Annotated in this window: 21 protein-coding genes, 1 tRNA gene and 1 pseudogene; 14 read left to right on the forward strand and 9 right to left on the reverse strand. The window is 72.8% G+C overall.

Annotated features, from left to right (window positions below):
- Positions 1-29: 29 nt before the first annotated feature.
- Complete coding sequence (locus tag VE546_RS06755) at positions 30-530, forward strand: Lrp/AsnC family transcriptional regulator (protein ID WP_324919575.1); 501 nt, start codon at positions 30-32, stop codon at positions 528-530.
- A 108-nt stretch (positions 531-638) separates the two neighbouring features.
- Here the strand turns inward: VE546_RS06755 and VE546_RS06760 are convergent, their stop codons facing one another.
- The gene (locus VE546_RS06760; RefSeq protein ID WP_324919577.1) at positions 639-1,232 is read right to left on the reverse strand and encodes a TetR/AcrR family transcriptional regulator; all 594 of its coding nucleotides are present in this window, start codon (positions 1,230-1,232) and stop codon (positions 639-641) included.
- Positions 1,233-1,400: 168 nt separating this feature from the next.
- On the opposite strand from VE546_RS06760, the gene paaN reads away from it, so the two are divergent.
- The gene (gene paaN, locus VE546_RS06765) at positions 1,401-3,113 is read left to right on the forward strand and encodes a phenylacetic acid degradation protein PaaN (protein WP_324919579.1); all 1,713 of its coding nucleotides are present in this window, start codon (positions 1,401-1,403) and stop codon (positions 3,111-3,113) included.
- A gap of 132 nt (positions 3,114-3,245) precedes the next feature.
- On the opposite strand, the gene VE546_RS06770 is transcribed toward paaN, so the two are convergent.
- Positions 3,246-3,791, reverse strand: a complete 546-nt coding sequence (locus tag VE546_RS06770; protein ID WP_324919581.1) for a CGNR zinc finger domain-containing protein — start codon at positions 3,789-3,791, stop codon at positions 3,246-3,248.
- Positions 3,792-3,921: 130 nt separating this feature from the next.
- On the opposite strand from VE546_RS06770, the gene VE546_RS06775 reads away from it, so the two are divergent.
- Together VE546_RS06775 and VE546_RS06780 are read left to right on the forward strand one after the other, a co-directional pair.
- Positions 3,922-4,407: a VOC family protein gene (locus tag VE546_RS06775; RefSeq protein ID WP_324919583.1), complete on the forward strand. Its 486-nt coding sequence runs from the start codon at positions 3,922-3,924 to the stop codon at positions 4,405-4,407.
- Between the two features lie 34 nt (positions 4,408-4,441).
- Positions 4,442-5,392 (forward strand): pyridoxamine 5'-phosphate oxidase family protein, encoded by a 951-nt coding sequence (locus tag VE546_RS06780; RefSeq protein WP_324919585.1) that lies wholly within the window; start codon positions 4,442-4,444, stop codon positions 5,390-5,392.
- Between the two features lie 12 nt (positions 5,393-5,404).
- Here the strand turns inward: VE546_RS06780 and VE546_RS06785 are convergent, their stop codons facing one another.
- Genes VE546_RS06785 through VE546_RS06795 form a run of 3 tightly spaced genes read right to left on the reverse strand, consistent with a single transcriptional unit; the run spans position 5,405 to position 8,237 of the window.
- Entirely contained in the window at positions 5,405-6,055 is a 651-nt protein-coding gene (locus tag VE546_RS06785; protein ID WP_324919617.1) for a TrmH family RNA methyltransferase, read from the reverse strand.
- 17 nt (positions 6,056-6,072) lie between these two features.
- The gene (locus VE546_RS06790; RefSeq protein ID WP_414720417.1) at positions 6,073-7,554 is read right to left on the reverse strand and encodes an HTTM domain-containing protein; all 1,482 of its coding nucleotides are present in this window, start codon (positions 7,552-7,554) and stop codon (positions 6,073-6,075) included.
- Positions 7,554-8,237, reverse strand: a complete 684-nt coding sequence (locus VE546_RS06795) for a DUF5819 family protein (protein WP_324919589.1) — start codon at positions 8,235-8,237, stop codon at positions 7,554-7,556. Before VE546_RS06795 ends, VE546_RS06790 begins: the two co-directional genes overlap by 1 nt.
- A 176-nt stretch (positions 8,238-8,413) precedes the next feature.
- On the opposite strand from VE546_RS06795, the gene paaA reads away from it, so the two are divergent.
- The 5 genes from paaA to VE546_RS06820 are packed head-to-tail and all read left to right on the forward strand — an operon-like array spanning position 8,414 to position 12,012.
- The gene (gene paaA / locus VE546_RS06800) at positions 8,414-9,424 is read left to right on the forward strand and encodes a 1,2-phenylacetyl-CoA epoxidase subunit PaaA (RefSeq protein ID WP_324919591.1); all 1,011 of its coding nucleotides are present in this window, start codon (positions 8,414-8,416) and stop codon (positions 9,422-9,424) included.
- On the forward strand, positions 9,421-9,708 hold the full coding sequence (paaB, locus tag VE546_RS06805; protein WP_324919593.1) for a 1,2-phenylacetyl-CoA epoxidase subunit PaaB: 288 nt from the start codon (positions 9,421-9,423) through the stop codon (positions 9,706-9,708). Before paaA ends, paaB begins: the two co-directional genes overlap by 4 nt.
- Entirely contained in the window at positions 9,705-10,418 is a 714-nt protein-coding gene (gene paaC, locus VE546_RS06810; protein ID WP_324919595.1) for a 1,2-phenylacetyl-CoA epoxidase subunit PaaC, read from the forward strand. The genes paaB and paaC overlap by 4 nt, the downstream gene beginning before the upstream one ends.
- The gene (gene paaD / locus VE546_RS06815; RefSeq protein WP_324919597.1) at positions 10,412-10,945 is read left to right on the forward strand and encodes a 1,2-phenylacetyl-CoA epoxidase subunit PaaD; all 534 of its coding nucleotides are present in this window, start codon (positions 10,412-10,414) and stop codon (positions 10,943-10,945) included. The genes paaC and paaD overlap by 7 nt, the downstream gene beginning before the upstream one ends.
- Positions 10,945-12,012, forward strand: a complete 1,068-nt coding sequence (locus tag VE546_RS06820) for a 2Fe-2S iron-sulfur cluster-binding protein (RefSeq protein WP_324919619.1) — start codon at positions 10,945-10,947, stop codon at positions 12,010-12,012. The genes paaD and VE546_RS06820 overlap by 1 nt, the downstream gene beginning before the upstream one ends.
- 104 nt (positions 12,013-12,116) lie before the next feature.
- On the opposite strand, the gene VE546_RS06825 is transcribed toward VE546_RS06820, so the two are convergent.
- The 4 genes from VE546_RS06825 to VE546_RS06840 all read right to left on the reverse strand — a co-directional run bounded on the left by VE546_RS06825 (position 12,117) and on the right by VE546_RS06840 (position 15,347).
- The gene (locus VE546_RS06825; RefSeq protein WP_324919599.1) at positions 12,117-12,458 is read right to left on the reverse strand and encodes a rhodanese-like domain-containing protein; all 342 of its coding nucleotides are present in this window, start codon (positions 12,456-12,458) and stop codon (positions 12,117-12,119) included.
- A gap of 125 nt (positions 12,459-12,583) precedes the next feature.
- On the reverse strand, positions 12,584-13,459 hold the full coding sequence (locus VE546_RS06830; protein WP_324919601.1) for a hypothetical protein: 876 nt from the start codon (positions 13,457-13,459) through the stop codon (positions 12,584-12,586).
- A 153-nt stretch (positions 13,460-13,612) separates the two neighbouring features.
- Positions 13,613-15,013, reverse strand: a complete 1,401-nt coding sequence (locus VE546_RS06835) for a DUF2252 domain-containing protein (protein ID WP_414720418.1) — start codon at positions 15,011-15,013, stop codon at positions 13,613-13,615.
- 250 nt (positions 15,014-15,263) lie between these two features.
- Positions 15,264-15,347 (reverse strand) — tRNA-Leu (locus VE546_RS06840).
- A gap of 316 nt (positions 15,348-15,663) precedes the next feature.
- On the opposite strand from VE546_RS06840, the gene VE546_RS06845 reads away from it, so the two are divergent.
- From VE546_RS06845 to VE546_RS06865, 5 genes and pseudogenes are all read left to right on the forward strand, one after another.
- The gene (locus VE546_RS06845; protein ID WP_324919603.1) at positions 15,664-16,470 is read left to right on the forward strand and encodes a DUF3662 and FHA domain-containing protein; all 807 of its coding nucleotides are present in this window, start codon (positions 15,664-15,666) and stop codon (positions 16,468-16,470) included.
- A 10-nt stretch (positions 16,471-16,480) separates the two neighbouring features.
- Positions 16,481-16,984 (forward strand): FHA domain-containing protein FhaB/FipA, encoded by a 504-nt coding sequence (locus VE546_RS06850; protein ID WP_324919605.1) that lies wholly within the window; start codon positions 16,481-16,483, stop codon positions 16,982-16,984.
- Between the two features lie 23 nt (positions 16,985-17,007).
- Positions 17,008-18,591, forward strand: a complete 1,584-nt coding sequence (locus VE546_RS06855) for a Stp1/IreP family PP2C-type Ser/Thr phosphatase (RefSeq protein ID WP_324919623.1) — start codon at positions 17,008-17,010, stop codon at positions 18,589-18,591.
- A 13-nt stretch (positions 18,592-18,604) separates the two neighbouring features.
- On the forward strand, positions 18,605-20,008 hold the full coding sequence (locus VE546_RS06860; protein WP_324919607.1) for an FtsW/RodA/SpoVE family cell cycle protein: 1,404 nt from the start codon (positions 18,605-18,607) through the stop codon (positions 20,006-20,008).
- Positions 20,005-20,257, forward strand: a pseudogene (locus VE546_RS06865) (penicillin-binding protein 2); the annotation flags it as partial. The gene VE546_RS06860 and the pseudogene VE546_RS06865, both read left to right, overlap by 4 nt.

The following is a 20,257-nucleotide window of genomic DNA, read 5'->3' on the forward strand; positions in this document are numbered from 1 at the left end:
GTACGTCCATGGAGGGGAGGCGGCAGGCCATGCCGGAAGAACAGATGGCCCCCGAGGCGCCGGAAAGCGGCCACCGGCCGCCGGCCCGTCCGCTCGACTCGGTCGACCGCGCCATCCTGCGGATGCTGCAACTGGACGGCCGGGCGTCGATACGGTCGGTGGCCGAGCGGGTGCACGTGTCGCGGGCGAACGCCTACGCCCGGATCAACCGCCTCGTCGAGGACGGCGTGATCCGCGGCTTCACGGCCCGGGTGGACCACGAACGCGCCGGTCAGGGGGCCTCGGCGTACATCACGCTGAAGATCGTGCAGAACTCCTGGCGCACGGTGCGCGAGAAGCTCCAGGCGCTGCCGGGCGCCGCGCACATCGCGCTGGTCAGCGGAGACTTCGACGTCCTGCTGCTGGTGCACACCGCCGACAACCGGGCGCTGCGGGAGCTGGTGCTCACCCGCATCCAGGCGATTCCGGAGGTGCTGAGCACCCGTACGCTGCTGGTCTTCGAGGAGACCGACCTCGAACCCGAGCCGTGACGGCGGACGGAGCCGGTGGGCGACGGTGCCGGTGACAGCGACGGCGACGGGGCACGGCGGGGAGTGCCGTCCCGGCCCGGCGGGACGTCCGTCCGGGCGCCCCGCTTCCTACTTCCGCAGCCCCTCGAAGGCGAGCCGCACCACCGTGTCGGCGACCCGCTTGCCGTCCGAGGCGCCCTCGGGCAGGGGCCGGTACCACTCCACTATGGAGTTGATCATGCCGAAGAGCAGCCGGGTCGTCAGCCGGGCGTCGAGGTCGGCGCGGAGGTCGCCCTCGGCGACGGCGGCCTTCAGCAGCTCGGCGACCCGGTGGTCGAACTCGCGGCGGCGCTCCAGCGCCCAGCGCTCGGTGCGGGTGTTGCCGCGCACCCGCAGCAGCAGCGTGACGTAGGGCAGCTCGGCCATCAGCACCTCGACGGTGCGGCGCGTGACGTGTTCCAGCCGCTCGATCGCCCGCCCCCGGCGGGCCCCCGGCTCCTCCAGGACGGCGAAGAGGCCGTCGAGGGCGCGGGCCGTCGCCCGGCGCAGCAGCTCCTCCTTGCCCCGCACGTGGTGGTAGATGGAGGACTTGGAGATCCCCGCCGCGCGGGAGAGGTGCTCCATGGAAGTGCCGTCGTAACCGCGTTCGTTGAAGACCTCCACGGCCACCGCGAGGAGCGATTCGGGCGTGTAGGTGTCGCGCTTGGGCGGCTTGGCTGGCATGGACCCGATGTTATCCACAGGCGCCCTGCCCCTCTTGCCCGACCGATCGTTCGGTAGCAGTATCTACCTGTCGGTCCGTGCGAGCACCGGCCGTGCGCTCATCGTCCGTACGCGCACCGCCTGCTCGCGCGCCGCCCACCCGTCCGCCCGACGAGGAGTTGGTTCCCGATGGCCACCGCACCCACCCAGGCCCCGCCGCTGACCCCCGCGCGGCTCGTGGAGAAGCACCGCCCGACGCTGGAGCGGGCCCTGGAGGCGATCCGCACCAGGGAGTACTGGTCGCCGTACCCGGAGCACCCCAAGGCGTACGGCGAGGAGCACGGCTCGCCGGGCGCCGCCGAGGGGAAGGCCGCGTTCGACGCGCTCCTCGGCCGCCGCTTCGAGCTGGACCAGCCCGGCACGGACGGCTGGGTGGGCGGCGAGGTCTCGCCGTACGGGATCGAGCTGGGCGTCGAGTACCCGCACGCCGACGTGGAGGTGCTGCTGCCCGCGATGCGCGCCGCGCTGCCCGCCTGGCGGGACGCGGGGCCCGAGGTCCGGGCGATGGTCTGCCTGGAGATCCTGGCCCGGATCAACGCGCGCACCCACGAGTTCGCCCACGCGGTGATGCACACCAGCGGGCAGGCGTTCCTGATGGCCCTCCAGGCCGGCGGTCCGCACGCCCAGGACCGCGGCCTGGAGGCCGTGGCGTACGCCTACGCGGAGCAGACCCGCACCCCCGGGGCGGCGGAGTGGACCAAGCCCCAGGGCAAGCGCGACCCGCTGCGCCTGACCAAGCGGTTCACGCCGGTGCCGCGCGGCGTCTCGCTGCTGATCGGCTGCAACACCTTCCCGACCTGGAACGGCTACCCGGGGCTGTTCGCGTCCCTGGCCACGGGCAATCCGGTGCTGGTCAAGCCGCACCCGCGCGCGGTCCTCCCGCTCGCGATGACCGTGCGGACCGCCCGCGAGGTGCTCACCGAGGCCGGTTTCGACCCGAACGTGGTGGCGCTGGCCGCCGAGCGGGACGGCGAGGGCATCGCCAAGGAGCTGGCCGTCCGCCCCGAGATCCGGATCGTCGACTACACCGGCTCGACCGCCTTCGGCGACTGGCTGGAGGCCAACGCCCGCCAGGCCCAGGTCTTCACCGAGAAGGCCGGGGTCAACACGATCGTCGTCGACTCCACCGACGACTACCGCGGCATGCTGGGCAACCTGGCCTTCTCCCTCTCCCTCTACAGCGGCCAGATGTGCACCACCCCGCAGAACCTGCTGATCCCGCGGGACGGCATCGACACGGACGCCGGCCACAAGTCCTTCGACGAGGTGGTCGCCGACCTGGCGGGCGCGGTGGACAAGCTGCTCGGCGACGACCAGCGGGCGGTCGCGCTGCTGGGCGCGATCGTCAACCCGGGGGTGCGCGAGCGGCTGGAGGGCGCGGCGGAGCTGGGCGAGGTCGCCCTCGCCTCCCGCGCGGTGACCCACCCGGAGTTCCCCGAGGCCACGGTCCGCACCCCGGTGATCGTCAAGCTGGACGGCGCCAAGCCGGAGGCGGAGTCGGTCTGCATGTCCGAGTGCTTCGGCCCGGTGTCCTTCGCGGTCGCCGTGGACTCCACCGCCGAGGCGGTGGAGCTGCTGCGCCGCACCATCCGCGACAAGGGTGCGATGACGGTCGGCGCGTACACCACCTCGCCGGAGGTGGAGCGGCTGGTCGAGGAGGCCTGCCTGGAGGAGTGCGCGCAGCTCTCGCTGAACCTCACCGGCGGGGTGTACGTGAACCAGACCGCCGCGTTCTCCGACTTCCACGGCTCCGGCGGCAACCCGGCGGCCAACGCGGCGCTGTGCGACGGGGCCTTCGTGGCGAGCCGCTTCCGCATGGTGGAGGTGCGCAGGCCCGCCTGACGGCGGCACCGGCGGACACGGGCCGGGGTGGGAGGACGGCCGTCCTCCCACCCCGGCCCGTCCTGCTTCCGCCCCGTTCCCGACCGCCTCCTGTTCTCGGCCAGCCCCGCTCCCGGCCAGCCCCGGTTCCGGCTAGCCCCGGTTCCGGGCGTAGTGGCGGGACGCCTTGGCCCGGTTGCCGCAGACCGCCATCGAGCACCAGCGCCGCCTGCGGTTCTGCGAGGTGTCGAAGAAGTGCAGGATGCACCGCTCGTGCGCGCAGCGCCGGATCCGGGTCGGATCCACGGCCAGCAGCCGCAGGTAGTCGTCGACGGCCAGCCACGCCGCCAGCCACGCGGGCCGGTCGGCCTCGGCCTCGTCCCGGGGTCCGTCGGGTGTGAGCACCCGGCGGACCCTTCCGTGTGCCAGGACCTCGTTCAGCCCGGCGCGCGCGTCCTCGGAGGGCGCGGCCGGAGCCTCGACGGCCCGGGCCAGCGCCTCGCGTGCCCGCAGGACGGCGGCGAGCGTCTCCTCGTCGGCCGCACAGCGGTCGGCCAGCCCCGCCGACTTCAGCCAGACGGCCAGGCCGCCGACCCCGGTGAGCAGGTCCCGTACGGCATCGCCCTCGATCCAGCGGGTGTTCAGCAGGTCCAGCGAGAGCGGTTCGCCGATCAGGGGGCGCGGATCACCGGCAGTCATACCCCCACCCTACCTCTCTAACCGATACGAGCACCCATACCGGTTGACCGACCCTTCACTAACCTCTACTGTCCTCTACAGGGGTTATAGCTCGGATCGGCCGGGCGACCTCCGAGGAGAGGGAGCACCCATGTCCACCGCCACCGCACCGTCGTCCGCGACCACCGCACCGTCGTCCCTGCGCACCGGCCACATCGGCCTGAACGTGACCGACCTCGACCGCTCCCGCGCCTTCTACCAGCGGGTCTTCGGCTTCGAGGTGGCCCACGAGGGACGTGACGGCGACCGCCGCTGGACCTTCCTGGCCCGCGACGGACAGCTCGTGGTCGTCCTCTGGCAGCAGAGCGAGGGGGTTTTCGAGACCGGCCGGCCCGGGCTCCACCACCTGTCGTTCCAGGTCGACTCGGTCGAGGAGGTGAAGGCCGCCGAGGCCGTCCTGCGCGAGGTGGGCGCCTCCTTCGCGTACGACGGCGTCGTCCCGCACGGCGAGGGCGTCTCCTCCGGCGGGATCTTCTTCACCGACCCCGACGGCATCCGGCTGGAGATCTACTCCCCCAGCGGCGCCGACACCGCGCCCGCCCCCAGCGGCACCGCGCCCACCTGCGGCTTCTTCTAGACCCGGGACACCCGAGACGAGTGGGACGAGCGAGATGACCGGAACACCCGGAACGACCGGGACGCCGATCGGGGCGGCGACCGTCTACCACCCGGGCGAGCGCGCCGTGCAGCGGCGGGCGGGCGCCACCGGCCGGGCCGACCACGTGGGCCGGAGCATCCGGGCCACCGTCCCGCCCGTCGCGGCGGCCTTCCTCGCCGAACGCCGCACGATCGTGGTGGGCGCGGCGGACGGCGAGGGCCGGGTGTGGGCCTCGCCGCTGACCGGCCCGCCCGGCTTCGTCCGGGCCCCGGACGACCGGACCGTCGCCGTCGGCGTACGGCCGCGCCCCGGCGATCCGCTGGCGGACGTCCTGGCCGCCGGCCCGGTACGGGTCGGCGGCATCGCCCTCGAACCGGCCACCCGCCGCCGGATGCGGTTCAACGGGACCGCGCGCCCGGACGGCGCGGGCCTGCGGATCACCACGGAGCAGGTGTACTCGAACTGCCCCAAGTACATCCAGCGCCGCGCCGTCGTCGGCGAGTTCCCGCCGCCGGAGGGTGCCCCGGCCCCCCTCCGCGGTGACGCGCTCGGCCGGCGGCAGCGGGAACTGGTGGCCGGGGCCGACACCTTCTTCGTCGCGACGGCGGGGGCGGACGGCTCGGCCGACGCCTCGCACCGGGGCGGCAACCCGGGCTTCGTACGGGTGCTGGGGCCGGACCGGCTCTGCTGGCCGGACTACACGGGCAACTCGATGTACATGACCCTCGGCAACCTGGAGCAGGACCCGGCCGCCGGGCTGCTCTTCCCCGACTGGTCCACCGGCGGGTTCCTCCAGCTCACCGGCGAGGCCCGGGTGGACTGGTCCGCCTCCCGCGCGGCGGCCGTCCCCGGCGCCGAGCGGATGGTGGACTTCACGGTCACCGGGGTGGTCCAGGTTCCGCGCGGCGCCGGGCCGCGCCGGGGCGCGCCGGAGTTCTCCCCGGCCAACCCGCCCGTCCGCTGAGGGGTCCGGCGGTCAGCCGATGTCGGCGTGCGCGCGGATCCAGGCGTGCATGGCGATGGCCGCCGCGGCGCCCGCGTTGATGGAGCGGGTGGAGCCGAACTGCGCGATGGAGCAGACCCGTTCGGCGTGCTTCCACGCCTCGTCCGTCAGTCCTGGTCCCTCCTGCCCGAAGAGCAGCACGCAGCGGCGCGGCAGTTCGGTGGTCTCCAGCGGCACCGCGCCGGGGAGGTTGTCGATGCCGATGATCGGCAGCTCCTCGGCGCGCGCCCAGGCGGCAAGGGCGGCCACGTCGGGGTGGTGGACGATGTGCTGGTAGCGGTCGGTGACCATCGCACCGCGCCGGTTCCAGCGGCGTTTGCCGACGATGTGCACCTTCCTGGCGAGGAAGGCGTTGGCGGTGCGGACGACGCTGCCGATGTTGAAGTCGTGGGTCCAGTTCTCCACCGCGACGTGGAAGTCGTGCCGCCGGGTGTCGAGGTCGGCGACGATCGCCTCGCGCTTCCAGTAGCGGTAGCGGTCGACGACGTTGCGCCGGTCGCCGTTGGCCAGCAGTTCGGGGTCGTACCGCTCGTCCTCGGGCCACGGCTCGGGGTGGGGGCCGACGCCCACCTGCGGGCCGTAGCCCTCGTCGTACTGCACCGGCTCGCCGTCGGCCGCCGGCATCCGTGTCTCGCTGCCGCTCACCCGACGAGGGTACGTGCGGGGGCGGAGGCGCCGTCCGGCTCCTCCCGCTTCTCCCGCCCCGCCGTCCGCAGCGCGCGCGGGCGGAGCCGCCGGCCCAGCCGCGACGCCCGGGCACCCAGCCACACCAGGAAGACCGTGGGCAGGAAGACGGCGTCGGCCGCGATCATGGCGAGCGAGAAGAACGGCAGGCCGAGGACGACGGCGATGGAGGCGTGCTCCAGCATCATCAGGGCGAGCAGCACGTTCTTCACCCGGCGGTTGAAGAGGGTGAAGGGGAAGGCGACCTGGACGATCACCGTGCCGTAGCTCAGCACCATGACCATCAGCCCGCTGCCGCCCAGCACCTCGGAGAGGGCGGGCCAGGGGGCGAAGTAGTCCAGGTGCAGCGGGTAGTAGACGGCGGTGCCGTCCTGCCAGCGCGAGCCCTGGATCTTGTACCAGCCCGCGGTCGCGTAGATCAGGCAGACCTCGGCCATGATCACCAGCAGGGCGGCGTTGTGCACGATGTTGCCGAGGACGTCCAGCAGGCGGCGGGCGTCGGCCCTGCGTCCCGTCTCCGTCCGCGCGTCCGCACCGGCACCGGCGGCGGCGTCCGGATCCGCGTCCGGTTCCGCACCGGCCTCCGGCTCCGCGCCGGCGGGCCGGACGGGCCGTACGCACCACCACAGGCCGTGGGCCAGCCACAGCCCCCACAGCACGGTCGCCCAGCCCACGAAGGTCACCGGGCCGTCGTCGCCGAACCAGCCGATCTCCCCGCGCACGGTGATCACCAGCAGGACGGCCCCGAGCACCGTCCACAGCACCACGCCCACCGGGTCGGTGTCCGCCCCGTCCGCCCGCCGCCGGGCACGACGGCGGGCGTCGAGGGACCAGACCCGGCCGCAGCGGGTGAGCACCAGGTACATCGCCATCAGGTGGATGACGTTGTCGCCGCCGTCGCCCATGAAGACGCTGCGGTTCTGCAGCGACAGCACACCGATCATGAAGAGGACCGACATGGTCCGGGTGCGCCAGCCGACCAGCAGGGCGGCGCTGGAGAGCAGGGCGACGGCGTAGACGATCTCGAACCAGACGATGCTGTCGGACCACAGCAACACCGTGAAGGCGTGGTTCCCCTCGACCAGCCGGTCGGCCAGCTCCCAGCTCCACGGCCCGTCCGGCCCGTACAGCTCGCGCCGGTTGGGCCACTCGAACAGCAGGAAGACCAACCAGGTGAAGGAGAACCCGATCCGGACGACCGCGGTCTGGTACGGGCCCAGGGCCCGGTCGGTGACCCGGACTATTGCGGTGACGACCGCGCGGTCGGCTCCCGCGACCAGCCGCCGCGCGGGCGCCCCGCCCACGGCGGTGTTCCCCCCGGCGTCCCCGGGACTCCCGGGGCTTCCGGCGCTCCAGGGCCCCTCGGCGCCCTCCGCGGCGGGCCGGGCCCCGGGCACGGCCGGCGTCGGCGAGCCGGTGCCACCGGTTTCGGACTGCATCACTTGCCCTCCGGAACGTCCGTGCCGTCGACCGGCCACCAGGGCAGCTCGCGGTACGTGGTCTCGGTGCTGATGTTCTCGCCGCTCCACGGCGGCGGCGCGACCGGCGTGGTCGCCGACCGCACCTGGACGCGCCTGACCTCGCCGCCGTTCAGCTCGGGCCCGAAGCGCAGCATCACGATCCGCCGCAGGTACTCCTCGGAGAGCTCGCCGCGCAGGCCGTTCGGCCGGTTCTCCGCGTCGTGCGAGCCGGTGAAGAAGTCCCAGGCGCGGCGCAGTTCGTTCTGGTCGGTGTGGCTGGGGAAGAGGTTGCCGCGGATGCGCTCGGCGTCCATGGCCGACAGGTCCACCCAGCCGGTCCGCTCGGTGGTGCCGTCCGGCTTGAGCACCTCGGCGCGGGCGTGGACGGCGATGTTCTGCTGGAGCGGGTTGGGCGCGAACAGCTTCCAGTTCTGCTCGAACTCCGGGTAGATGTACTCCTCCACCGCCGAGCCGTACTGCCTGCTGAGGGTGTTCGACGGGGCGACGTGCAGGAAGACCATCGCCAGGTGGACGGCGACGAACACCGCCACGGCCCCCAGCACGACCGCGACGGCGGTCCGGGCCGCGGGCGGGAGCGCCATCACCCCTGGCGGCGACGCCTCCCGAGGCGTGTCCTGACGCATCTGCGCTGGTGGCTCCATGCCCTCCCCGTTCCGATCCCGCGTCCCGTCTCCGCGCCCCCCGTGGCCGCCGCGGGCGGCGGCCCTACGAGGTTATCCACAGCCTTGACACCTGAGGGGCCCGACGACCACCATTGGACCGAACGATCGGTCGGTTGGTTCCTCGCCTTGAGCACCTTGACCAAAGGGAGCTGTGCATGACGACGCTGCTGCCGGAGACGGACCGGGGCGGAGGTCCGGAGGCGTACGAGAAGGCGTTCGAGGAGGCCGTCGCGGCGGACGAGCGGATCGAGCCGCGCGACTGGATGCCCGACGCCTACCGCGCGACGCTGGTGCGCCAGATAGCCCAGCACGCCCACTCCGAGATCATCGGCATGCAGCCGGAGGCCAACTGGATCACGCGGGCGCCCTCCCTGCGCCGCAAGGCGATCCTGATGGCCAAGGTGCAGGACGAGGCCGGGCACGGGCTCTACCTCTACAGCGCCGCCGAGACCCTGGGCGTCAGCCGCGACGAGCTGCTGGACAAGCTGCACTCCGGGCGCCAGAAGTACTCCTCGATCTTCAACTATCCCACCCTGACCTGGGCCGACGTCGGCGCGATCGGCTGGCTGGTGGACGGTGCGGCGATCACCAACCAGGTGCCGCTGTGCCGCTGTTCCTACGGCCCGTACGCGCGGGCCATGGTCCGCATCTGCAAGGAGGAGTCCTTCCACCAGCGCCAGGGGTACGAGCTGCTGCTCGCCCTGTGCCGGGGCACCGAGGCCCAGCGCGCGATGGCGCAGGACGCCGTCAACCGCTGGTGGTGGCCGTCGCTGATGATGTTCGGCCCGCCCGACGACCAGTCCAGGCACTCCGCGCAGTCCATGGCCTGGAAGATCAAGCGGCACTCCAACGACGAGCTGCGCCAGCGCTTCGTGGACATCTGCGTCCCCCAGGCCGAGTCCCTCGGGCTGACCCTGCCCGACCCGGAGCTGCGGTGGAACGAGGAGCGCGGGCACTACGACTTCGGGCAGATCGACTGGAACGAGTTCCACGAGGTGCTGCGCGGCAACGGCCCCTGCAACGAGCAGCGGCTGAACCAGCGCCGCCGCGCCCACGAGGAGGGCGCCTGGGTGCGTGAGGCCGCGGCGGCCTACGCCCGCAAGCACGGCGAGCACGGGGAGCACGGCGAGCACGCGGAGCCCCGGCGGGAGGAGGCGACGGCATGACCACCAGCGAATGGCCCCTGTGGGAGGTCTTCGTCCGCAGCAGGCGCGGCCTGTCCCACACCCACGCCGGAAGCCTGCACGCGCCCGACGCCGAGATGGCCCTGCGCAACGCGCGGGACCTGTACACCCGGCGGTCGGAGGGCGTCTCGATCTGGGTGGTGCCCTCGGCGGCGATCACCGCCTCCTCGCCGGACGAGAAGGACCCGTTCTTCGAGCCCGCCGCCGACAAGCCGTACCGCCACCCCACCTTCTACGAGGTCCCGGAGGGGGTGCAGCACCTGTGAGCGTTCCCCGTACGGCCGCGCTGGCCCTCGGCGACGACGCGCTGGTCCTCTCCCACCGGCTGGGGGAGTGGGCCGGGCACGCCCCCGTCCTGGAGGAGGAGGTCGCCCTCGCCAACATCGCGCTGGACCTCCTCGGCCAGGCCCGCGCCCTGCTGTCGATGGTGGGCGACGAGGACGAGCTGGCGTACCTCCGCGAGGAGCGGGAGTTCACCAACGTCCAGTTGGTGGAGCGGCCCAACGGCGACTTCGCGCACACCATCGCCCGCCAGCTCTACTTCTCCGTGTACCAGGAGCTGCTCTACGGCCGACTGGCCGGAGGCGAGGGCGAGTTGGCCGCGCTGGCGGCGAAGGCGGTCAAGGAGGTCGCCTACCACCGCGACCACGCCGAGCACTGGACGCTGCGGCTGGGCGACGGCACCGACGTCAGCCGCGAGCGGATGCGGACCGCGCTGGACGCGCTGTGGCGCTACACCGGCGAGCTGTTCCAGCCGGTGGAGGGCCTGGAGGTCGACTGGGACGGGCTGCGCGAGGAGTGGACGCGGCGCGTCACCGCCGTGCTGGAGCGCGCCGGCCTCACCCTTCCCGAAGGGCCGCAGGGCGCCTCCTGGGCCGCCGGCGCCGGGCGGCAGGGCGTCCACACCGAGCCGTTCGGCCGGATGCTCGCCGAGATGCAGCACCTGCACCGCAGCCACCCGGGGGCGTCATGGTGACGTCCCGCACCGAGACGCCCGTCGAGCCGGCCGGTCTGGAGGAGGAGCTGCGCCGGATCGCGGGCTCCGTCCCCGACCCGGAGCTGCCGGTGCTGACCTTGGACGAGCTGGGCGTGCTGCGCGATCTGCACGTCACCGGCCCGGGCCGGGTGGAGGTCGAGCTGACCCCGACCTACACCGGCTGCCCGGCGATCGAGGCGATGTCGGCCGACGTAGAGCGGGCGCTGCGCGAGCGCGGCATGACGGAGGTGACCGTCCGCACGGTCCTCTCCCCGCCCTGGACGACGGACGCGATCAGCGCCGAGGGCCGCCGCAAGCTGGCCGAGTTCGGCATCGCCCCGCCCCGTCCCACCCGCGGCACCGCGACGGGCGGCGGCCCGGTCGCGGTGGACCTGGCGATCCGCTGCCCCCACTGCGGCTCGACGGACACCACCCTGCTCAGCCGCTTCTCCTCCACCGCCTGCAAGGCCCTGCGCCGCTGCGCGTCCTGCCGGGAGCCGTTCGACCACTTCAAGGAGCTGACATGATCTTCCATCCGCTCCGGGTCCGTGAGGTCGAGCGGCTCACGGACGACGCGGTGGCCGTGACGTTCGCGGTGCCGCCCGAGCTGTACGACACCTTCCGCCACGTCCCCGGCCAGCACATCACCCTGCGCCGGACGGTGGACGGGACGGAGCTGCGCCGCACGTACTCCATCTGCGCCCCGGCCGTGCCCCCGCCCGCGGAGCCGGTGCTGAAGGTCGGCATCCGGCTGGTGGAGGGCGGCGAGTTCTCCACCTACGCCGTCAAGGAGCTGTCCGCCGGCGACACGGTCGAGGTGATGCCGCCGATGGGCCGCTTCACGCTGCGCCCGCGCCCCGGCCGCTTCGCGGCGGTCGTCGGCGGCAGCGGCATCACACCGGTGCTGTCCATCGCCTCCACCCTGCTCGCCGAGCAACCGGACGCCCGGTTCCACCTGATCCGCAGTGACCGCACGGTGGCGTCGGCGATGTTCCTGGAGGAGGTCGCCGAGCTGAAGGACCGTCACCCCGACCGCTTCCACCTGGTGCACACGCTCTCCCGCGAGGAGAGACAGGCGGGCCTGCCCACCGGGCGGCTCGACACCGAACGCCTCACCTCCCTGCTGCCCGCCCTGCTGCCGGTGGCGGAGGTGGACGGCTGGTTCCTGTGCGGGCCGCACGGTCTGGTCCGCGCCGCGGAGGACGCGCTGACCGGGCTGGGGGTGCCCGTCTCCGCGATCCACCAGGAGATCTTCCACGCGGACGCCGCCCCCGTGGACGCGGGCGCCGCCCCGGCTCCCGTCCGGGCCGCGGCCGGCAGCGCGAAGCTCACCGCGACGCTGGGCGGCCGGATGGGCGTCTGGCCGGTCGGGGAGGGCGAGACGCTGCTGGACACGGTGCTGCGCAACCGCTCCGACGCCCCGTACGCGTGCAAGGGCGGGGTGTGCGGCACCTGCCGCGTGAAGCTGCTCTCCGGCGAGGTGCACATGGACCGCAACTTCGCGCTGGAGCCGGACGAAGTGTCGGCCGGGTACGTGCTGGCCTGCCAGTCGCGGCCGGTCACCGAGACCGTCGAGGTGGACTTCGACGCCTGACGCCCGGCTCACGCCGCTCGACGTCTGACGCCTGGCGCCTGACACCCGGCACCCGGCGTGCGCCCCGCCCCGGCCCCTCGGCGCGGCGGCGGGGCGGCGCGGCCTCACACCACGTGGGCCGGCCCCTGCCCGTCGTTCACCAGCGGCCGCCCGGCCGCCTCCCAGGCCAGCATGCCGCCGTCGACGTTCACCGCGTCCACGCCCTGCGCCAGCAGGTACTGGGTGACCTGCGCCGACCGGCCGCCGACCCGGCAGACCACGTACACCTTCCGATCCGCGGCCTTCTCGGTCACCTCGCCGAGCCGGGCCACGAACTCGCTCATCGGGACGTGCAGGGCACCCTCGGCGTGCCCGGCCTCCCACTCGTCGTCCTCCCGGACGTCCAGCAGGAAGCCGTCGGACGGCACCGCCGCGGCGTCCACCGACGGAAGTCGGCCGTACTGCATCGGGTCACGCCCCTCTCCCCGGCGCCGGTCCTCCCGGCGCCGTCTCGCACACTCACGCAGGTCACGCACGCCGTGCACCTCGCGCACGCCGCACGCTCCGGCCGCGGAACCGGCCGGCCACGAACCTAACCCGTCCAGCCGGAGTCCGCCGGACCCGCCGGCCCGGGCTGCCCCGCCCGGCCGTCCGGACCGACCAGCTCCGCCAGCCGCGCCTCCTTCTCGGCGATCCTGGCGCGCAGCCCCTCGGCGATCTCCTCCAGCAGACCGTCCGGGTCGTCACGGGCCAGCTTGAGCATCGAGCCGATCGCACTGCTCTCCAGCCCGGCGGCGACCTCGGCCAGCATCTCCTTGCGCCGCGCCAGCCACTCCAGCCGCGCGTACAGCTCCTCGCTGCGGACCGCCTCCCGCTCCCCCGGGTCGGGCGGCCCGGCGGCCCACTCCTCGGCCAGTTCCGCGAGCAGGTCCTCGTCCCCGTCGGCGTACGCCTTGTTGACCCGGGTCATGAAGTCCTCGCGCCGCTCCCGCTCCGCGTCCTCCTGCGCCAGGTCGGGATGCGCGGCGCGGACCAGCTCCCGGTACAGGCGGCGGGCGCGCTCGCTGGGCCGCACCCGCTCCGGCGGCTTCACCCGCTGCCCCGTGAGCATCGCGGTGGCCTCCGGCGGCAGCCCGTTCGCGTCCATCCAGCCCTGGTACAGCTCCTCCACGGCCGGCATCGGCAGGAAGGTCGCCCTCGCCGCCTGTGCCCTGCGCAGGTCCTCGGGGTCGCCGGTGCGCGCGGCCACCGCCTCCGCGATCAGGACGTCCAGCTCCTCGATCCGGTTGTACAGCGGCCCGAGCCGCTGCTCGTGCAGCCGGGAGAAGTTGTCCACCTCCACCCGGAAGGTCTCCACGGCGATCTCGTACTCGATCAGCGCGTTCTCGGCCGCGCGGACGGCACGCTCAAGACGTTCGACGGCCTGTCGCTCGGCCTGCCGGGCTTCCTGCTGGGCTTCCGGATTCACGGGCTTCCTCGCGATGGCTGTTCACGGCATCCCTGCCGGGGCTTCCCGCCGCGGCCCGTCCGGATGCGCCCGGGGGACCACGGCGTCACCCGGTCAGCCTACGGCGCCCGCGCCCCCCGCCGTCACACCCCCGCACCGGCGCTCCTTCCGCCCTCACACCCCCGGCTCGGCCGCCAGCCGCCCGGCGCGCACGGCGGCCGCCAGCTCCGCGTGGTCCTTCTCCGTACGGTCCGCGTAGGCCACGGCGAAGGCGGCCACCGCCTCGTCCAGCTCGTCCGACTTGCCGCAGTAGCCCGCCAGGACGCGCGGATCGGCGCTGTGGGAGTGCGCCCGGGCCAGCAGGGCGCCGGTCATCCGCCCGTAGTCGTCGATCTCGCGGGCGGTCAGCGCCACCGGGTCCACGCTGCCCTTGCGGTTGCGGAACTGCCGCACCTGGTACGGCCGTCCCCCGACCGTCGTCCAGCCCAGCAGCGTGTCGGAGACCACCTGCATCCGCTGCTGCCCCAGCACCACCCGGCGCCCCTCGTGCTCCGGCTCCGGTCCGGCGAAGCCGGCCGCCGCCGCGTACGGCCGCAGCACCGAGGGCCGCGCCTCCTTCACCTGGAGCACCAGCGGCTTGCCCAGGTGGTCCAGGAGCAGCACCACGTACGAGCGGGTGCCCACGCTGCCCGTGCCGACCACCCGGAACGCCACGTCGTGGATCGCATACCGCGCCAGCAGGGGCCGCCGGTCCTCCGGCAGCGTCCCCAGGTACTCCTCCAGCGAGGAGGCCACGGCCGCCGCCTCCTCGTCGGGCACCCGCCGCAGCACGGGCGGGGCGTCCACGAAGCACCGGCCGCCGTCCTCCGTCTCCCGGGTGGACTTGGCCGCGAAGCGCGCGCTGGTGTTGCGCCGGGCCTTGTCGGCGACCCGCTGGAGGGTGCCCAGCAGGTCGTGGGCGTCGGTGTGCGAGACCAGTTCCTCGTCGGCGACGGCGTTCCACGCGTCCGCCGCCGGCATCCTCGCCAGCAGCCGCACCGTACGGCGGTACGCCCCGGCCGCGTCGTACGCCGCCGCCCGGCAGACGTCCTCGCCCGCCCCCGCCTCGCGCCCGGCCAGCACCAGGGAGGCGGCCAGCCGCTTGAGGTCCCACTCCCAGGGGCCGTACACGGTCTCGTCGAAGTCGTTGAGGTCGATGGTCAGACCGCCGCGGGCGTCGGCGTAGAGGCCGAAGTTCGCGGCGTGCGCGTCCCCGCAGATCTGCGCGCCGACACCGGTGACGGGCGTGCCGTGCGCCAGGTCGTACGCCATCAGCCCGGCCGAACCGCGCAGGAAGGCGAAGGGCGAGGCGACCATCCGCCCGACCCGGATCGGCACCAGCTCCGCGATCCTGCCCCGGTTGGACTCCTCGACGGCGGCCACCGCGTCCGGCCGTCCCGGCGCCACGGAGAACTCCGCGTGCGCACGCCTGGGCACCGGCTCCCGCAGGGCCTTGCCCGCCGGCCCCGGCGCCTCCCCGCCCCGCCGGTCCGCGAAACCCGGTACCTTCGGCAGCCGCTCGGCCACGGCCCTCACCCCCTGTGCGCTCCTCGACGGCCCGCGGTGTCCCGGACGGGTCCAGGGCGTGCCCAGGACCGACCCGGAACGATCAACGGGTCACGACGGTACCCCGTCCGCCCCGGCCACCGTCGACCCCGGCGTGACCCGGCGCACGGGGGACCCGCGTCACCTCCACGTCACCACCCGGAGGTGAACCCCGCAACGCGAAGCGGGCCCCCCGCAGTGATCTTCGTCACTGCGAGAGACCCGCTCCGCGTTCTCTCTGTGCGCGAGGGGGGAGTTGAACCCCCACGCCCTTTCGGGCACTGGAACCTGAATCCAGCGCGTCTGCCTATTCCGCCACCCGCGCATGGGTGCTGTCGTTCGGATTCTCCCACACTCCCGGAGTGCTTCCCTCCGGTCCGCCTGGGAGCCCCTGGCGACACCCAGAACATTAGCACGCCCTCCGGGGTGGTCTCACACCCGTATCGACCCCCCACGGTTTGGGACACTGGTTCCGGACCCCCTCTACGATCCCTGTGAGGGGTGACACCCGCGCGCCGAGCCCCGGTGGGGAACCAGCCGTTTTCCTCGCGCGTGGATACGATCAGTAAGCAGTATCGGAGGCAACGCGTCGTGTGCGCCCAGCGCACTAGAGCCGAGGGCATCGGGGAAGGAGGTGCACCGTGGGAGTTCTGAAGCGCTTCGAGCAGCGTCTCGAGGGTCTCGTCAACGGCACCTTCGCCAAGGTGTTCAAGTCCGAGGTACAGCCCGTGGAGATCGCGGGCGCTCTCCAGCGCGAGTGCGACAACAACGCCACCATCTGGAACCGCGAACGGACCGTCGTCCCCAACGACTTCATCGTCGAACTCAGCGCCTCGGACTTCGAGCGCCTCAGCCCCTACGCCGGGCAGCTCGGCGACGAACTGGCCGGCATGGTGCGCGAGTACGCCAAGCAGCAGCGCTACACCTTCATGGGCTCGGTCAAGGTCCACCTGGAGAAGGCCGACGACCTCGACACCGGCCTGTACCGGGTCCGCAGCCGCACCCTCGCCGCCAGCACCTCCCAGTCCCAGCACGGCGCCCCGGCGGGCGCTCCCGGCGGCTACGGCTACCCGCCCCAGCGCAACTCCGGCATGCCGCCCATGCCGGCCGGTCCGCCGCCCGGGATGCCCGGTGCCCCCGCCGGGGCCGCTCCGCTGCCGCCCGTCCAGACCCGTCGCTGGATCGAGATCAACGGCACCCGCCACCAGATCTCCCGCCCCACCATGGTGCTGGGCCGCTCCACCGAGACCGACGTGCGGATCGACGACCCCGGTGTCTCCCGGCGCCACTGCGAAATCCGGTCCGGAAACCCCACGACGATCCAGGACCTGGGTTCCACCAACGGCATCGTGGTGGACGGGCAGCACACCACGCGCGCTACGCTCCGCGACGGCTCACGCATCGTCGTGGGCAGCACCACGATCATTTACCGGCAAGCCGAAGGGTGAAGCGGGGGCAATGTCAGAGCTGACCCTGACGGTCATGCGGTTGGGCTTTCTCGCCGTACTGTGGCTGTTCGTCATCGTGACCGTGCAGGTCATCAGGAGCGACCTCTTCGGCACCCGCGTGACCCAGCGCACGACCCGCCGCGGCGAGGGCCAGCGTCCGCCCCAGCCGCGCCAGGCGCCGCAGCCCACCGGGGGCCGCGGCGGGCGCCAGCGTCGCGGCGCCCCGACCAAACTCGTGATCACCGAGGGCTCCCTCACCGGCACCACCGTGGCCCTCCACGGCCAGACCATCACCCTCGGCCGGGCCCACGACTCCACGATCGTGCTGGACGACGACTACGCCTCCAGCCGCCATGCCAGGATCTACCCGGACCGGGACGGCCAGTGGATCGTCGAGGACCTGGGATCCACCAACGGCACGTACCTCGACCGGACCCGGCTCACCACACCGACGCCGATCCCGCCCGGCGCGCCGATCCGCATCGGCAAGACGGTCATCGAGCTGCGGAAGTAGTGAACGACCATGACGACCGGAGGGTGGGCACCGTGCGGATGTACCCGGAGCCGACGGGCGAGGTGCGCATGAGTCTGTCACTGCGCTTCGCAGCCGGATCGCACAAAGGCATGATCCGCGAGGGCAACGAGGACTCCGGCTACGCCGGTCCCCGGCTGCTCGCGATCGCCGACGGGATGGGCGGCCAGGCCGCCGGAGAGGTCGCCAGCTCGGAGGTGATCTCCATCCTCGTCCAACTGGACGACGACATCCCCGGCTCCGACATCCTCACCTCGCTCGGCACCGCGGTGCAGCGCGCCAACGAGCAGCTCCGCGTCATGGTCGAGGAGGACCCCCAGCTGGAGGGCATGGGCACCACCCTCACCGCCCTGCTGTGGACCGGCCGGCGGCTCGGCCTGGTGCACGTCGGCGACTCCCGCGCGTACCTGCTGCGCGACGGCCAGCTCACCCAGATCACCCAGGACCACACCTGGGTCCAGCGCCTGGTGGACGAGGGCCGGATCACCGAGGAGGAGGCCACCACCCACCCGCAGCGCTCCCTGCTGATGCGCGCGCTGGGCAGCGGCGACCGCGTCGAGCCCGACCTGTCCATCCGCGAGGTGCGGGCCGGGGACCGCTACCTGCTGTGCTCCGACGGTCTGTCCGGCGTCGTCAGCCACCAGACGATGGAGGAGACCCTCGCCAGCTACCAGGGGCCGCACGAGACCGTGCAGGAGCTGATCCAGCTCGCCCTGCGCGGCGGCGGGCCCGACAACATCACCTGCATCGTCGCCGACGTCCTCGACGTCGACGACAACGACACCCTCGCCGGCCAGCTCAACGACACCCCGGTCATCGTGGGTGCCGTCGCCGAGAACCAGCACCAGCTCGGCGACGGGGCCCTCCAGACCCCGGCCGCCCGCGCCGCCGAACTCGGCCGCGGCGTGCCCCAGCAGCAGGCGCCCGACGGACCGTCGGGAAGCTTCGGCCCGCCCGGCAGCGGCGGCACGGTCGGCGCCGCGCCGCCCGACGGGGCCTTCGGCGCGTACGCCGAGGGCGACCTCACCAAGCCCCGCAAGGGCTGGAAGTGGGTCAAGCGTTCCCTGCTGACCGCGCTCTTCCTCGGCCTCATCGGCGGCGGCCTGTACGGCGGCTGGCGCTGGGTCCAGACCCAGTACTACGTCGGGGCCGAGGGCGACCGCGTCGCGATCTACCGCGGCGTCAGCCAGAAACTCGGCTGGCTGGAGCTGAGCGAGATCGAGCGGCGCTCCACGGTCGAACTCAAGTACCTCCCGGTCTACCAGCGCAACGAGGTCGAGGCCGGCATCTCCATGGGCAGCCTCAAGCAGGCCGAGGCCCGGCTGGAGAAGCTGGCCGAACAGGCCGAGGTCTGCAAGATCGTCGCCGAGCAGCGGCAGAACCGGGAGCGGGCCGAGGCCGAGAAGGACGCCTCCGCCCGCGACGGCGCCGGGGCGGGCGAGGAGGCCGGCGGACGCTCGCCGTCCACCAGCCCGTCCGCCGCCTCGGCGACCCACGCCAGCGACAGCAAGAGCTCCACCGCTCCGACCCCCGGCCCCACCCTTCCGGAGGAACAGCAGAAGCTCGCCAAGCAGTGCACCACGCCATAGGGGGCCGCACTCCATGAGCACCAGTTACGCCGCCGGCAACACCGGCAGCAACACGACGATCTCCTCGGGCGGACTGCCCAGCCGCCGCAACACCGAGCTGGCGATGCTCGCCTTCGCCGTGCTCATCCCGGTGTTCGCCTACGCCAACGTGGGCCTCGCCATCAGCGGCGAGATGCCCGCCGGGATGCTCGGTTACGGCCTCGGCCTCGGCCTGCTCGCCGGCGTCGCCCACCTGGTGGTGCGCAAGTTCGCGCCGTACGCCGACCCGCTGATGCTGCCCATCGCCACGCTCCTCAACGGGCTGGGCCTGGTCCTCATCTGGCGGCTGGACCAGTCCGAGCGGCTCCCGGACGCTGCCGCCGCCCCCAGCCAGCTGATGTGGTCGGCGCTCGGCATAGCGCTCTTCCTGGGCGTGCTGGTCTTCCTGAAGGACCACCGCGTCCTGCAGCGCTACACCTACATCTCCATGGTCGTCGCGCTGGTCCTGCTGATCCTGCCGATGTTCTTCCCGGCGGTCTACGGCGCCAAGATCTGGATCACCATCGGCGGGATGTCCATCCAGCCGGGCGAGTTCGCCAAGATCATCATTGCGGTGTTCTTCGCCGGCTACCTGATGGTCAAAAGAGACGCCCTGGCCCTGGCCAGCCGCCGCTTCATGGGGCTGTACCTGCCGCGCGGCCGCGACCTGGGCCCGATCCTGGTGATCTGGGCGCTCAGCGTGCTCATCCTCGTCTTCGAGACCGACCTGGGCACCTCGCTGCTGTTCTTCGGCCTCTTCGTCGTGATGCTGTACGTGGCCACCGAGCGGACGAGCTGGATCCTCTTCGGCCTCACCCTGGCCGTCGTCGGCGCCGTGGCCGTGGCCAGCTTCGAGCCCCACGTCCAGAGCCGTGTCCAGGACTGGCTCGACCCCTTCCACACCGTCCGCGACACCGGCCAGGCCAACCAGCCCGCGCAGGCCATGTGGGCCTTCGGCTCCGGCGGCATCCTCGGCGCAGGTCTCGGCCAGGGCTACTCCGACCTGATCGGCTTCGCCGCCAAGAGCGACTACATCTTCGCCACCGTGGGCGAGGAGCTGGGGCTGACCGGCGTCATGGCGATCCTGCTGCTGTACGGCCTGATCGTCGAGCGCGGTATCCGCACCGCCCTGGCCGCCCGCGACCCGTTCGGCAAGCTGCTCGCCGTCGGCCTGTCCGCGGCCTTCGCGATCCAGGTCTTCGTGGTGGCCGGCGGCGTGATGAACCTGATCCCGCTGACCGGTATGACCATGCCCTTCATGGCCCAGGGTGGTTCGTCGGTCATCGCGAACTGGGCGCTCGTCGCGATCCTGCTGAAGATCAGCGACACCGCGCGCCGGCCCGCTCCCGCACCCGCACCCTCACCCGATGCCGAGATGACCCAGGTGGTCCGATCGTGAACAAGCCCCTGCGCCGTATCGCCATCTTCTGCGGTCTGCTCATGGTCGCCCTGATGATCCGCGGCAACTGGCTCCAGTTCGCCCAGGCCGACGAGTTGAAGAACGACAAGCACAACCGCCGCGTCGCCATCGAGCGCTACGGCCAGCCGCGCGGCAACATCATCGTCGACGGCAAGGCCATCACCGGCTCCACCGAGACCAAGGGCACCGACTTCAAGTTCAAGCGGACCTACCGGAACGGCAAGATGT

Source organism: Streptomyces sp. (assembly GCF_035644915.1).
Classification (GTDB): domain Bacteria; phylum Actinomycetota; class Actinomycetes; order Streptomycetales; family Streptomycetaceae; genus Streptomyces.

What these genes read in the sequence shown, in the direction of transcription:
- VE546_RS06755 (WP_324919575.1), top strand. Translation starts at nt 30, where the DNA reads ATGCCGGAAGAACAGATGGCCCCCGAGGCGCCGGAAAGCGGCCACCGG.
- VE546_RS06760 (WP_324919577.1), bottom strand. Translation starts at nt 1,232, where the DNA reads ATGCCAGCCAAGCCGCCCAAGCGCGACACCTACACGCCCGAATCGCTC.
- paaN (WP_324919579.1), top strand. Translation starts at nt 1,401, where the DNA reads ATGGCCACCGCACCCACCCAGGCCCCGCCGCTGACCCCCGCGCGGCTC.
- VE546_RS06770 (WP_324919581.1), bottom strand. Translation starts at nt 3,791, where the DNA reads ATGACTGCCGGTGATCCGCGCCCCCTGATCGGCGAACCGCTCTCGCTG.
- VE546_RS06775 (WP_324919583.1), top strand. Translation starts at nt 3,922, where the DNA reads ATGTCCACCGCCACCGCACCGTCGTCCGCGACCACCGCACCGTCGTCC.
- VE546_RS06780 (WP_324919585.1), top strand. Translation starts at nt 4,442, where the DNA reads ATGACCGGAACACCCGGAACGACCGGGACGCCGATCGGGGCGGCGACC.
- VE546_RS06785 (WP_324919617.1), bottom strand. Translation starts at nt 6,055, where the DNA reads ATGCCGGCGGCCGACGGCGAGCCGGTGCAGTACGACGAGGGCTACGGC.
- VE546_RS06790 (WP_414720417.1), bottom strand. Translation starts at nt 7,554, where the DNA reads ATGCAGTCCGAAACCGGTGGCACCGGCTCGCCGACGCCGGCCGTGCCC.
- VE546_RS06795 (WP_324919589.1), bottom strand. Translation starts at nt 8,237, where the DNA reads ATGGAGCCACCAGCGCAGATGCGTCAGGACACGCCTCGGGAGGCGTCG.
- paaA (WP_324919591.1), top strand. Translation starts at nt 8,414, where the DNA reads ATGACGACGCTGCTGCCGGAGACGGACCGGGGCGGAGGTCCGGAGGCG.
- paaB (WP_324919593.1), top strand. Translation starts at nt 9,421, where the DNA reads ATGACCACCAGCGAATGGCCCCTGTGGGAGGTCTTCGTCCGCAGCAGG.
- paaD (WP_324919597.1), top strand. Translation starts at nt 10,412, where the DNA reads ATGGTGACGTCCCGCACCGAGACGCCCGTCGAGCCGGCCGGTCTGGAG.
- VE546_RS06825 (WP_324919599.1), bottom strand. Translation starts at nt 12,458, where the DNA reads ATGCAGTACGGCCGACTTCCGTCGGTGGACGCCGCGGCGGTGCCGTCC.
- VE546_RS06850 (WP_324919605.1), top strand. Translation starts at nt 16,481, where the DNA reads ATGTCAGAGCTGACCCTGACGGTCATGCGGTTGGGCTTTCTCGCCGTA.
- VE546_RS06860 (WP_324919607.1), top strand. Translation starts at nt 18,605, where the DNA reads ATGAGCACCAGTTACGCCGCCGGCAACACCGGCAGCAACACGACGATC.